Source organism: Kitasatospora sp. NPDC056184 (assembly GCF_042268405.1).
Lineage (GTDB): Bacteria > Actinomycetota > Actinomycetes > Streptomycetales > Streptomycetaceae > Kitasatospora.
The window spans coordinates 1-13,663 of sequence record NZ_JBHJUI010000035.1 but is presented as its reverse complement, the minus strand read 5'-3'; the positions used below and the strand labels follow the sequence as shown (position 1 = coordinate 13,663).

Genomic DNA, 13,663 nt, shown 5'->3' with positions numbered 1-13,663 from the left:
GCCCGAATGCGCTCGGCCGCCCCGCTCCGGGGACGGGCGTGCACTGACCGCCCGTCAGTGCGGGGGGCCGCCGTCTCCGGGACCCCCGCACCGCCGCCCGCGCGTCCGGTGTCGCTCGTGGGACGCGGTGCGCATCCGACCGGTTCCGCACCCGCCGCCTACCCCCGTCCGAACGGGCGAACACCCGTCGGCGCGGGCCCGGCCTCATCCGCGGATGGAGACGATCACCCCGTCCAGCTCGTCCGGCTTCACCAGGACGTCGCGGGCCTTGGAGCCCTCGCTCGGCCCGACGATGCCGCGCGACTCCATGAGGTCCATCAGCCGCCCGGCCTTGGCGAAGCCGACCCGCAGCTTGCGCTGGAGCATCGAGGTGGAGCCGAACTGGGTGGAGACGACCAGCTCGGCCGCCTGGATCAGCAGCTCCAGGTCGTCGCCGATCTCCTCGTCGATCTCCTTCTTCGGTCCGCCGCCGACCATCACGTCGTCCCGGTAGACGGCGGACAGCTGGTCCTTGCAGTGCTTCACCAGGGCGGCGATCTCGGCCTCGGTGACGAAGGCGCCCTGCATGCGGATCGGCTTGCTGGCGCCCATCGGCAGGAACAGCGCGTCGCCCTTGCCGATCAGCTTCTCGGCGCCGGGCTGGTCCAGGATGACCCGGGAGTCCGCCATCGCCGAGGTGGCGAAGGCGAGCCGGGACGGCACGTTGGCCTTGATCAGACCGGTGACCACGTCGACCGAGGGCCGCTGGGTGGCCAGCACCAGGTGGATGCCGGCCGCGCGGGCGAGCTGGGTGATCCGGACCACCGAGTCCTCGACGTCGCGCGGGGCGACCATCATGAGGTCGGCCAGCTCGTCGACGATCACCAGCAGGTACGGGTACGGCCTCAGCTCGCGCTCGCTGCCGAGCGGCGGGGTGACGGTGCCGGCCCGGACCGCCGCGTTGAAGTCGTCCACGTGCCGGAAGCCGAACGCCGCGAGGTCGTCGTAGCGCATGTCCATCTCGCGGACCACCCACTGGAGGGCCTCGGCGGCCTTCTTCGGATTGGTGATGATCGGCGTGATGAGGTGCGGGATGCCCTCGTAGGCGGTCAGCTCGACCCTCTTGGGGTCGACCAGCACCATCCGCACCTCGTCCGGGGTCGCCCGGGCGAGGATCGAGGTGATCAGGCAGTTGATGCAGGACGACTTGCCGGCGCCGGTCGCGCCGGCCACCAGGATGTGCGGCATCTTGGCGAGGTTGGCCATCACGGTGTGGCCCTCGACGTCCTTGCCCATGCCGACGACCATCGGGTGGGTGTCCTCGGCGGCGGTGCGCGAGCGCAGCAGGTCGCCGAGGTTGACCATCTCGCGGTCCCGGTTCGGGATCTCGATGCCGACCGCGGACTTGCCCGGGATCGGGCTGATGATCCGCACGTCCGGGCTGGCCACCGCGTACGCGATGTTCTTGGCCAGCGCGGTGATCCGCTCGACCTTGACCGCCGGGCCGAGCTCGACCTCGTAGCGGGTGACCGTCGGGCCGCGGGTGAAGCCGGTCACCCGGGCGTCCACCTTGAACTCGGTGAAGGTGCCGGTGAGCTGGGCCACCACCTCGTCGTTGAGGGCGCTGCGGGCCTTGGCCGGACCGCCGCGCTCCAGCAGGTCGAGCGAGGGCAGGGTGTAGGTGAGGCCCTCCGCGAGCTGGAGCTGCTCCATCCGGACCGGCGCGGGACCGTGCTCCTCGGGGGCGCCGGGGCCGGCGCCGCCGGTGCGGGCGGCCGGGACGGCGGCCTCCTCCGGCGGGGCGGTGCGGTCCTGCACCTGGTGCATCATGTCCGCCACCGCCGAGGAGGCCGGCACGCCGTAGACCAGCGCGCCGTCCAGGTCGGCGGCGGCGCCGGCGGCGAGGTTGCGGGTGGTGTACGGGTCCAGCGCCTCCTTGGCGAACATGTCCGGCTCGGCGGCGGGCTCCTCCTCCGGCGGCTTGCGCTTGCGGCGGCGCCGGCGGGCGGCCACCTCGTCCGAGGGGTCGTCACTGTCCGTGTCCACCGTGAACGGCAGCGCGGAGGGGTCGGCGTCCTCGGGGGGTTCGGTGGAGAGTTCGCGCTCCGGCGCACGCCCCTCGTCGGCGTCCTGCGGCCCGGGCTCGGCCACGCCCAGCCGGACGCCGACCGCGCGCATCCGCTCGGGGATCCGGTTGACCGGGGTGGCGGTGGTGACCAGCAGGCCGAAGAAGGCGAGCAGCAGCAGCAGCGGCACCGCGAGGGCCGGCCCGGCGGCGGCCATCATCGGGGTGGACGCGGCCCAGCCGACGATCCCTCCGGCGGTCCGTATCCGGGTCGCGCCGCTGCCCATCATGGGCGCGCCGCAGCCGATGTGGACCAGGCCGAGCACGCCGACCAGCAGGGTGGTCAGGCCGATCATGATCCGCCCGTTGGCCTCCGGCAGCTCCGGGTGGCGCATCAGCCGGATCGCGACGGCGGCGAGCAGGAACGGCACCAGCACGTCGAGCCGGCCGAACAGGCCGGAGACCACGTTGGTGGCCGCCTCGCCGAGCCAGCCCTGCGGGCTGAACCAGGTGCCGGCGGCGGTGACCAGGGCCAGCGCGAGCAGCAGCAGGCCGAGGCCGTCCTTGCGGTGCGCCGGGTCCAGGTTCTTCGCGCCGTCGCCGAAGCCCCGGAAGACCGCGCCTATGCCGTGCGCCGTGCCGAGCCAGACGGCGCGTACGGCGCGGAGGAGTATCGGCCGGGGCGCGGGGGGCGGAGCGGCCGCCTTGGCCGCCGTCTTCTTCGCCGGGGCGGCCTTCTTCGCGGCCGCCTTCTTGGCGGGCGGCTTGGCCGGAGCCTTCGCCGCGGCCTTCTTGGACGGTCCCGGACTCGGGTTGCGTGCCGCGCTTCCGGGCGTGCGTGTGGCCATGGGTCAGCAGCCTACCGGGGCACGCGACCTGTTCCCACGTCGTGCGTCCGGGGCCCCGGGACGTGTCGCCGACACACCGTCACCCCGCCCCGGTTCACCCGAACGGGGCAATCCGCGACGCGCTCAGTCCGTGCCGGGGCGCAGCGCGTCCAGCGCGCGCCGCAGACCGGCCAGCTTGCGCTCCAGGTGCGCCGCGGTGGCCGCCACCCCGCCGTCCTCGGTGCCGTCCAGCTGCTTGGTGAGCGACTCGGCCTGCTCCTCGACGGCCGCCAGCCGGGCCGACAGCTCGCCGAGCAGTGCGCTGCCGATGGCCGGCTCGTTGCCGCTCGCCTCCAGTTGCAGCCGCAGCAGCGCGGCCTGCTCCTTCAGCTGGCAGTTCTTCATGTAGAGGTCGACGAAGACCGACACCTTGGCCCGCAGCACCCACGGGTCGAAGGGCTTGGAGATGTAGTCGACCGCGCCGGCCGCGTAGCCGCGGAAGGTGTGGTGCGGGCCGTGGTTGATCGCGGTGAGGAAGATGATCGGGATGTCCCGGGTACGCTCGCGGCGCTTGATGTGGGCGGCGGTCTCGAAGCCGTCCATCCCGGGCATCTGCACGTCCAGCAGGATCACCGCGAAGTCGTCCGTGAGCAGCGCCTTGAGCGCCTCCTCGCCGGACGCCGCCCGGACCAGGGTCTGGTCCAGCGCCGAGAGGATCGCCTCCAGCGCCAGCAGGTTCTCCGGCCGGTCGTCGACCAGGAGGATCTTCGCCTTCTGCATCACGACGCGCCCTCCTGTCGCCTGCCTACCTGGGGAAGGCACCCGCGTACCGCCCACCGCTACCCCGGTCATGCTAGCCGCACCCCCTCGCCCGGCACATCGCTCCGTCGTGTCCGGATCCGGAGCGGCGCGCAGTCAGTGCACCGGCGTACGCTCACCAACGAGTCGCCACCCGGTCACTGTTCGCAACGATCGGTGACCCTACCCGGTTCCCGGCCCTCCCCGCCAGCAAACCGCCCACCCCACCGGCGTGAATCCCGGAGCGTACTCCGGGATTCACGCCCCCGTCATCCGATCGGTCGCGACTCGGCCGGGTCCGGGGCCGGCCGGACCCGCCCCGGGCGCCCTCAGGACTTCCGGGCGGTGAGCCATTCGTGCATCACCGACAGCAGGTGGTCGGTCTCCACCGGCTTGGTGATGTGGTCGGTGGCCCCGGCCTCCAGGGACTTCTCCTTGTCGCCCTTCATCGCCTTGGCGGTCAGCGCGATGATCGGCAGCCCGGCGAACTGGGGCATCCGGCGGATCGCCTCGGTGGTCGCGTAGCCGTCCATCTCCGGCATCATGATGTCCATCAGGACCAGCGCGACGTTCTCGTGCTGCTCCAGCATCTCGATGCCCTCGCGGCCGTTCTCGGCGTACAGCACGGTCAGGCCGTGCTGCTCCAGCACGCTGGTGAGGGCGAACACGTTGCGGACGTCGTCGTCGACGATCAGCACCTGCTCGCCGCCGAAGCGGGTGTCCGGACGGCTCGACGGGCGGGGCGCCGCGACGGCCTCGGGCGCCCGTCCCCCGACCGTCCTGCCACCGGCGCCACGGCCCTCGGCGGGCCCGCCGGCGGCCCCGCGGACGTCCGGGCGCGACGCGTCCAGGGCCGCCGCACGGCGGCGCTCGACGGCGCCCCGGCGGCGCACCTCGACCAGCTCGCGCACCTCCTGGGCCCAGTGCTCGGCCGGGCTCTCGCCCACCGGCACCGGCGTCCCGACCGGGGTCACCCCCACCGCGGCGCGCGGCGCGGCCTGCCCCGCCGGCCCGCCGGCGTCCGGCGCCTCGGCCCGCAGCGGCAGGTACAGGGTGAACGTCGAGCCCTTGCCCAGCTCGCTCTCGGCGTGGATCTCGCCGCCGAGCAGCCGGGCGATCTCCCGGCTGATCGACAGCCCGAGGCCGGTGCCGCCGTACTTGCGGCTGGTGGTGCCGTCGGCCTGCCGGAACGGCTCGAAGATCTCCCGCAGCTTGTTGCCGGGGATCCCGATCCCGGTGTCGGAGACCGCGAAGGAGATCAGCGGGTCGTCCGGGCCCTTGATCGCGCCCGCCTCCAGCAGCTGCTCGCGCACGTACTGCGGCACGCCCTGGCCGGCCGGGCTGATCGAGAAGTCGACCGCGCCGGTGTCGGTGAACTTCACCGCGTTGGAGATGAGGTTGCGCAGCACCTGCTGGAGCCGCTGCTCGTCGGTGTGCAGGGTCACCGGCAGGGCCGGCGAGACCCGCACCCCGAACTCCAGGTTCTTGTCCAGCGCGACCGGCTGGAAGGTCGCCTCGACGTAGTCGACCAGCTGGACCAGGGCGATCCTGGCCGGACGGACGTCCATCTTGCCCGCCTCGACCTTGGACAGGTCCAGGATGTCGTTGATCAGCTGGAGCAGGTCGGACCCGGCGCCGTGGATGGTATCGGCGAACTCGACCTGCTTGGGCGACAGGTTGCCCTCGTTGTTGTCGGACAGCAGCTTGGCCAGGATCAGCAGCGAGTTCAGCGGGGTGCGCAGCTCGTGCGACATGTTGGCGAGGAACTCGCTCTTGTACCGGGAGGCCAGCGCGAGCTGCTCGGCGCGCTCCTCCAGGACCTGCCGGGCCTCCTCGATCTCGCTGTTCTTGATCTCGATGTCACGGTTCTGCTGGGCGAGCTGCTCGGCCTTCTCCTGCAGCTCCTCGTTGGTGCGCTCCAGCTCCTCCTGACGCGCCTCCAGCTCGGCCGAGCGCATCGAGAGTTCGGCGGTCAGCCGCTGGGACTCCAGCAGCAGGCCCTCCGTCTTGGTGTTGACGCTGATGGTGTTGACGGTCACGCCGATGAGGTCGGCGATCTGATTGAGGAAGTCCAGCGCGACCGTGGTGAACGAGCTGAAGGTGGCCAGCTCGATCACGCCCAGCAGCCGGCCCTCGAACAGCACCGGCAGCACCACGATGTGGGCCGGCGAGGCCTCGCCCAGGCCGGAGGCGATCTTCAGGTAGCCGGGCGGCGCCTCCTTGAGGATGATCGCCCGCTTCTCCACCGCCGCCTGGCCGATCAGCGACTCGCCGGGCCGGAAGGTGGTCGGCATCGCCCGCCGCTGGTAGCCGTAGCTGCCGATCAGCCGCAGCACGGTGTCGTTCTCGTCGTCGTCCTCGGTGATCAGCTCGGCGGTGCGGCCGGCCGGCTGGGCGAGGAAGAAGGCGCCGTGCTGCGCCGAGACCACCGGGGTGAGCTCGGTCATGATCAGCGAGGCCACCGCCTCCAGGTCGCGCCGGCCCTGCAGCAGGCCGGAGATCCGCGCCAGGTTGGTCTTCAGCCAGTCCTGCTCCTGGTTGGTGCGGGTGGTCTCGCGCAGGTTGGCGATCATCTGGTTGATGTTGTCCTTGAGCTCGTCGAGCTCGCCGGCGGCGTCCACGTCGATCCGCAGCGACAGGTCGCCCCTGGTCACGGCGGTGGCGACCTGCGCGATCGCGCGCACCTGCCGGGTGAGGTTGTTGGCCAGCTCGTTGACGGACTCGGTCAGGTCCTGCCAGGTGCCGTCCACGCCCGGAACCCGCGCCTGGCCGCCGAGCCGCCCGTCGGTGCCCACCTCGCGGGCGACCCGGGTGACCTCGTCGGCGAACGCCGACAGCTGGTCGACCATGGTGTTGATGCTGGTCTTGAGCTCCAGGAACTCGCCGCGCGCGTCGACGTCGATCTTCTGCGAGAGGTCGCCGCGGGCCACCGCCGTGATCACCAGCGCGATGTTCCGCACCTGGCCGGTGAGGTTGTTGGCCATCAGGTTGACGTTGTCGGTCAGGTCCTTCCAGATCCCGGCCACGCCCGGCACGCTCGCCTGGCCGCCCAGGGTGCCGTCGGTCCCGACCTCGCGGGCCACCCTGGTCACCTCGACCGCGAAGGCCGACAGCTGGTCGACCATGGTGTTGAGGGTCCCGGCCAGCCCGGCGACCTCGCCCTGGGCCTCGATGGAGATCTTCTTGGAGAGGTCGCCCGAGGCCACCGCGGCCGCCACCTCGGCGATGTTCCGCACCTGGCTGGTCAGGTTCGACGCCATGAAGTTGACGTTGTCGGTCAGGTCCTTCCAGATGCCCGACACCCCGCGCACCCGGGCCTGGCCGCCGAGGTTCCCCTCGGTGCCCACCTCGCGCGCCACCCGGGTGACCTCGTCGGCGAACGCCGACAGCTGGTCCACCATCGTGTTCACGGTGGTGACCAGCTCCAGGATCTCGCCCCGGGCGTCGACGGTGATCTTCTTCGAGACGTCGCCCCGGGCGACCGCCGTGGTCACCTCGGCGATGTTGCGGACCTGGCTGGTCAGGTTGTTGGCCATCAGGTTGACGCTGTTGGTGAGGTCCTTCCAGGTGCCGGACACCCCCGGCACGCTCGCCTGGCCGCCGAGGATGCCCTCGGTGCCGACGTCCCTGGCCACCCGGGTCACCTCGTCCGCGAAGGCGCCCAGCTGGTCGACCATCGTGTTGATGGTGTTCTTGAGCTCCAGGATCTCCCCGCGCGCGTCCACCTGGATCTTCTGCGAGAGGTCGCCGCGCGCGACGGCGGTGGTCACCTGGGCGATGTTCCGCACCTGGTCGGTGAGGTTGTTCGCCATGAAGTTGACGTTGTCGGTGAGGTCCCGCCAGACGCCGGCCGCCCACGGCACCTGGGCCTGCCCGCCCAGCCGCCCCTCGGTGCCCACCTGACGGGCCACCCGGGTCACCTGCTCGGCGAAGCCGGAGAGCTGGTCGACCATCGTGTTGATGGTGTTCTTCAGCTCCAGGATCTCCCCGCGCGCGTCCACCTCGATCTTCTGCGAGAGGTCGCCGCGGGCCACCGCCGTCGTCACCTGGGCGATGCTGCGGACCTGGCCCGTCAGGTTGTCCGCCATGAAGTTCACCGAATCGGTGAGGTCCCGCCAGACCCCGGCGACACCCGGCACCTGCGCCTGGCCGCCCAGCCGGCCCTCCGTGCCCACGTCCCGGGCCACCCGGGTCACCTGCGCCGCGAAGCCGTTCAGCTGGTCCACCATCGTGTTGACGGTGTTCTTCAGCTCCAGCATCTCGCCGGCCACCTCGACCGTCACCTTGCGGGACAGGTCGCCCTTCGCGACCGCGGTCGTCACCTGCGCGATGTTGCGCACCTGCGCGGTCAGCCGGCCGGCCATGGTGTTGACCGAGTCCCCGAGGTCCTTCCAGCTGCCGGACACGCTGCGGACCTTCGCCTGGCCGCCCAGCTTGCCCTCGGTGCCGACCTCGCGGGCCACCCGGGTCACCTCGTCGGTGAACTCCGACAGCTGGTCCACCAGCCCGTTGACGGTCCGGCCGATCTTCAGGTACTCGCCGCGCAGCGGGTGGCTCACCCCGTTGCTGTGCAGCGAGCGCAGCTCCATCTTCTGGTCCAGGTCGCCCTCGGCGATCGAGGTCAGCACCCGGCCCACCTCGGCCATCGGCCGCGCCAGGTCGTCGATCAGCGCGTTGCAGTTGTCGACCGCCGCCATCCAGGCGCCCTCGCCGGCACCCGTCTCCAGCCGCTCGTTCAACCGGCCCTCGCGGCCCACCGCCCGCCGCACCCGGGCCAGCTCGCCCGTCAGGTGCTGGTTGCGCTCCGCCACCTCGTTGAACACCGCGGCGATCTCCGCCAGCGGCCCGTCCCCGGGCACCGTCAGCCGGCGCCGGAAGTTTCCGTCCCGCATCGCCGTCAACGCGGCCAGCAGCTTGCGCAGCTCGGCCGGCTCGGCGCCGCGGCTGTGGTTGACACGCCGGCCGGCCGCGCTCCGCGGCGCGGCCCCGGGGCGCCCGCCACGCTGGGCGGGCGGCGTCGTACCGGTTGCGTCCTTGGTGGCCGAACTCAACGGGCCCCTCCCAGATCGTGAACTGTCCGGCGCCCCGCGCACGCGCCCCCGCCGGGGGCCGTCGCGCAGCACCGTCCCGGCGCTACCGTCCCGGCGGACGGTCAGGCCCACCGGAACCCGCAACGACCGTACTGCTCGGACCGGACATCGCGGACCCCCCAGTCTGGCAGCACTCGCGCCCGGTACAAGCGCGGTTGCGCTCGGTTGGTGCCGGGCCGTCCGAAACGGGTGGGCAGAATCACCCTCCGGTGCCTGTTTCGACTCCCCACCCCCACGGGGAACCAAGCGGAAAGTAGGGTGGAGCGCTGCACCGGGCCACAACCGCCCCCCGGCGCCGCCGCCCACCCCGCCGGCGCGCACCGGGACGCGGCGCCGCACCCCCGGACAGCCAGGGCCAGAGCAGAGGAGACGTGGCAACGTGGTCACCGCACGCGCAGCCGCCACCTTCGAACCCGTGGGCCGGTCGGCCGGTGCCGCCCGTGCCTTCGTCCGGGACGCCCTGCTGGGCTGGGGCCTGCCCGAGGTCGTCGACGACGCGGTGGTCCTGGTCAGCGAACTCGTCACCAACGCGGTCGTGCACGCCGGCACCGCCGCCGAGGTGTGCTGTCTGCGCGAGGACGGCACCGTGCGGATCGAGGTCACCGACCGCCACCCCGAACGCGGACTGCCGAGCTTCGCCGACGTCCCCACCACCGCGTCCGACCACTACGCCGACGCCGACGGCGAAGGCGGCCGCGGCCTGCTGATGTGCGCCGCGCTCGCCGAACGCTGGGGCGTCGAGTACGGCTCCGGCCGCAAGACCGTCTGGTTCCGGCTCGCCCTGCCCGCGCACACCGCCGGCACCCGCTACGCCCTGCCCGCCGCCCCCGGCGGCGAACTGCCCCGCACCCACGGCCCGGTCCACGTCGCCGTCGTCCAGCTCGACGACGACGGCCGGGTGATCGCCTGGAATCCCGACGCCGAGGCCCTCTTCCAGCACCCCGCCGACAGCGTGCTCGGCCGCCCCTGGGCCGAGCTCGCCGTCTGGCCGCAGCCCGCCGACAACGGCCCGGGCCTCGCCGCCGTCCTGCGGCTCGCCCGCTGGGAGGGCGGCTACGCGCTGCGCCGCGCCGACGGCACCGAGGCCGACGTCTACGGCGTCCAGGTCCGGCTGCGCGACACCGACGGCACCCCGACCACCCTCTGCCTGCTCGTCCTCGACGACGACCGCGCCGTCCTGCGCTCCCCCGCCCGCGCCCTGCCCGGCGACCGCGGCGAAACCGCCGGCCGGCTCGACCTGCTGGCCGGCCTCGGCACCGGCGAGGACCTCGACACCCTGCTCCAGCACACCGTCGAACGCGCCCGCGACCTGCTCGACGCCGACGCCGCCTACCTCCTGCTCACCACCGACGACGAGGCCGAGTTCGAACTGCGCGCCAGCACCGGACTGCCCGCCGCGCCGCGCCCGCACAGCCGCTTCCCGGTCGACACCGGCAACCGCTACGACTCGCCCCGCCTCCCCTCCGTCCACGAGGACCTCACCACCCGGCCCACCGGCCTGCCCGTCCTCGACGACAGCGGACTGCGCTCCCTGCTCACCGTCCCGCTCAAGGTCGAGGGGCGGCTGATCGGCTCGCTCGGCATCGCCACCGGCGTCCCCGGCCGCTACGACAACGAGGACGCGCTGCGCCTCCAGTTCGCCGCCGACCGGCTCGCCCTGGCCGTCGAGTCCACCCGGCTCGCCGAACTCGAACGGCTGCGCCGCGGCTCGCTCTCCTTCCTCGTCGAGGCCTCCGACCTGCTCGCCGGCACCCTCGAACACGAGCAGACGCTCGCCCTGATGGCCCAGATGGCCGTCCCGACCCTCTCCTCCTGGTGCGCCGTCTACACCAACGGCGACCACGGTGCGCCCGCCTCGCTCGCCTTCGTCCTGCACGAGGACGAGGACCGCATCGACCCGCTGCGCGCCCTGCTCGACAAGACGCCCGCCCCGGACTCCGGCCCCACCCACGGCACCCGGTTCTGGACCGCCCCCACCGAGACCGCCGACAGCCACGGCTTCGCCGACGAACCCGGCCTCACCGGCCTGCTCGGCGAGACCGTCGTCCTGCCGCTGACCGCCCGCAACCGGGTGATCGGCCTGCTCGCCCTCGGCACCGCGGCCGGCGTGCGCTTCCGCCAGGAGGTCCTGGAACTCGCCGAGGACCTCTCCCGCCGGGCCGCCCTCGCCCTGGACAACTCGCGCCTGTACTCCGAGCGCACCGCCACCAGCCAGGCCCTCCAGCGCAGCCTGCTGCCCCCGGACCTGCCCGACATCCCGGGCGTCGAGGTGGACGTCTACTACCAGGCCGCCGGGGAGGGCAACGAGGTCGGCGGCGACTTCTACGACCTCTTCCCGATCCGCGAGGGCACCTACGGCTTCGCGATCGGCGACGTCTGCGGCACCGGCCCGGAGGCCGCCTCGGTCACCGGCCTCGCCCGGCACTCCCTGCGGCTGCTCGCCCGCGAGGGCCTGGACGCCCCGCAGGTGCTCAGCCGGCTCAACACCGCCATCCTGGACGAGGGTGCCCGCAGCCGCTTCCTCACCCTGCTGTACGGCGAACTGACGCCCCGTCCGGACGGCAGCACCGAACTCTCCCTGGTCTGCGCGGGCCACCCGCTGCCGCTGCGCCTGCGCACCGACGGCCGGGTCGACCGGGCCGCCACGCCGCAGCCGCTGCTCGGCGTCATGGACGACCTCGACCTCACCGCCGAGCGCCTGGTGCTCAACCCCGGCGAGGTCCTGCTCTGCGTCACCGACGGCGTCACCGAACGCCGCGAGGGCCGGCGGATGCTGGGCGACGACGGCCTCGCCGAGGTGCTCACCGGCTGCACCGGGCTGACCGCCGGAGCGGTCGCGCTGCGCGTCCAGCGGGCCGTCGAGCGGTTCGCCCCGGAGCCGCCGTCCGACGACATGGCGATCCTCACCCTGCGGGTGCCGACCCAGCGGACCGCCTGAGCCCCATCGGTGCGACAGCTGTCGCACCGATGTCCGTCCCTGAACGAACCATGGCGGGGACGGTCGTAAAATGTGCGATTCACAAGGGTACAAGCCGCTCACCCTGGGTACACCGACCTCACCGGGGAATCCCCCGGAGGGGACGTGACCAGCGGCTCTCCCGCTGGCCCAGCATTCCGACCGCAGCCGTCGCACGCTCCAGCCGTGCGCGCCCGGAGCGGTCACGCGCCTTCACCTCATCGCCACTCACCCGCGTTCACTGCGCCCTGCGCGCGCCCATGAGTGAAAGGAGCCTCCGGTGAGCAACGAAGCTACCGGGGCACTGAACGCCCGCTCCTCCGGCGCCGACGCCGGTAACCTCGGTTACCTCGCACTCGGCCTGACCCTGCTCGCCTACGGTCTGCTCTCCACCGGCGTGCTCAGTGGCACCGCCGTCGGGAACTCGGCCCACCTCGCGCACCTCCTCGGCGGCCTCACCCTCTTCATCGCGGGCCTCTGGCAGTTCCGCGGCGGCGAGGGCTTCACCGGCACCGCCTTCACGAGCCTCGGTGCCTTCTGGGCCACCTGGTCCACGGCGTCCGGCGCCGGCAAGAACGCGGCCGGCCTGTTCCTGCTCCTGTGGGCCCTGCTCGCCCTCACCCTGACCGCGGCCGGCTGGAACGCCGGCCTGCTCAGCCGCGCCGTCTACGGCCTGCTGACGGTCTCCCTGGTGCTCACCGCGATCGCCACCTTCAACACCTCCGGCGGCCTCGCCAAGGCGGCCGGCTGGATCGCCGCCGCCTCCGGACTGGCGGCCTGGTACTGGGCCACCGCGTCGCTGACCAACAGCGCGTGGGGCCGTGAGGCCCTGCCGGTCAAGTAACGGCGGGTACACCGATGGGCCGGACCCACCCCCCACGGGGCCCGGCCCATCGGCCTGCCGTGCGCCGGCTCCTCCGCGCGGCTCCTCAACCCCGGGCCGCCAGCCGCTCCCGCTCCTCCGCCGGCCGGACCTCCTCCGCCCGCCGGGCCCTCCACCGGGCGAAGGCGCCCTGCGCCGCGTAGGCCAGCAGCAGGATCGCCACCGCGACCAGCCCGTCCGCCCAGAAGTGGTTGGCCGTCACCACCACGACCGTGATCGTCAGCACCGGGTGCAGCACGATCAGCCAGCGCAGCGTGCTCCGCGACACCCGCACCACGGCGACCGCCACCAGCACGCACCAGGCCACGTGCACCGAGGGCATCGCCGACAGCTGCGCCGCCTTGACCACCCCTCCGACCGCGCCGCCGTACACCGACTGCCCGTACTCCGCCGCGACGTCGACGAACCCGTTCTCCGGCAGCATCCGGGGCGGCGCCACCGGGAGGAACTGGACGGCCAGGCAGACCGCCGTCGTGATGACCACCGTGGTCCGCACCCAGGCGTACCGCTCCCGGTGTCTGAGGAAGACCCAGACCAGCACCGCGATCATCACGGTGAAGTGCATCGACGCGTAGTAGTAGTTCGCCAGCTTCACCAGCGCCGGGTACGGCGTCACCGCGGCCTGCCAGGACGCCTCGTCGGGCAGGCCGACCGCCAGCTCCGTCCGGTGGATCCAGCGGGCCCGGTCCAGCGCGTGCTCGGTACTCATCAGCGAGAGCCGCCCGACGAGCTGCCAGAGCGAGAACAGCGCGAGGAGCGTGCCGGCCTCCCGCAGGATCGCCGAGAGCCCTGTCCGCCGCACCCGGGCGGCCGCGTACGCGCCACCGTAGAGAGCGACCGCGGTGCCCCCGGCGGACTGCCAGGTCAGGGTCAGGTTCTGCAACGGTTCGCGCCTCTCCACCAAGCTCCGATGTGGTGGGGAGACGTTAACGCAAAAAGACCCCCTCCTGAACCGGAGGGGGTCTTTTTGGAATGATTGTTCGGCGGCGTCCTACTCTCCCACAGGGTCCCCCCTGCAGTACCATCGGCGCTGTGAGGCTTAGCTTCCGGGTTCGGAATGTAACC

Annotated in this window: 6 protein-coding genes and 1 rRNA gene; 2 read left to right on the top strand and 5 right to left on the bottom strand. The window is 72.7% G+C overall.

Going from position 1 to position 13,663, the window contains the following annotated elements; translation table 11 throughout:
• Positions 1-204 precede the first annotated feature (204 nt).
• From ACFC0B_RS37595 to ACFC0B_RS37585, 3 genes are all read right to left on the bottom strand, one after another.
• Positions 205-2,892: a DNA translocase FtsK gene (locus tag ACFC0B_RS37595; RefSeq protein ID WP_376096902.1), complete on the bottom strand. Its 2,688-nt coding sequence runs from the start codon at positions 2,890-2,892 to the stop codon at positions 205-207.
• 123 nt (positions 2,893-3,015) lie between these two features.
• Positions 3,016-3,654 (bottom strand): response regulator, encoded by a 639-nt coding sequence (locus tag ACFC0B_RS37590; RefSeq protein ID WP_376096899.1) that lies wholly within the window; start codon positions 3,652-3,654, stop codon positions 3,016-3,018.
• A gap of 344 nt (positions 3,655-3,998) precedes the next feature.
• Entirely contained in the window at positions 3,999-8,561 is a 4,563-nt protein-coding gene (locus ACFC0B_RS37585; RefSeq protein ID WP_376097019.1) for a HAMP domain-containing protein, read from the bottom strand.
• Positions 8,562-9,138: 577 nt separating this feature from the next.
• Here ACFC0B_RS37585 and ACFC0B_RS37580 point away from each other — a divergent pair.
• Positions 9,139-11,697 (top strand): SpoIIE family protein phosphatase, encoded by a 2,559-nt coding sequence (locus ACFC0B_RS37580; protein WP_376096896.1) that lies wholly within the window; start codon positions 9,139-9,141, stop codon positions 11,695-11,697.
• A gap of 298 nt (positions 11,698-11,995) precedes the next feature.
• Positions 11,996-12,559: an acetate uptake transporter gene (locus ACFC0B_RS37575; protein WP_376096893.1), complete on the top strand. Its 564-nt coding sequence runs from the start codon at positions 11,996-11,998 to the stop codon at positions 12,557-12,559.
• Positions 12,560-12,644: 85 nt separating this feature from the next.
• Here the strand turns inward: ACFC0B_RS37575 and ACFC0B_RS37570 are convergent, their stop codons facing one another.
• Both ACFC0B_RS37570 and rrf read right to left on the bottom strand, forming a co-directional pair.
• A complete protein-coding gene (locus tag ACFC0B_RS37570; RefSeq protein ID WP_376096890.1) occupies positions 12,645-13,481 on the bottom strand; it encodes a phosphatase PAP2 family protein in 837 nt (278 codons plus the stop codon).
• Positions 13,482-13,576: 95 nt separating this feature from the next.
• Positions 13,577-13,663 (bottom strand): 5S ribosomal RNA (gene rrf / locus ACFC0B_RS37565); the annotation flags it as partial.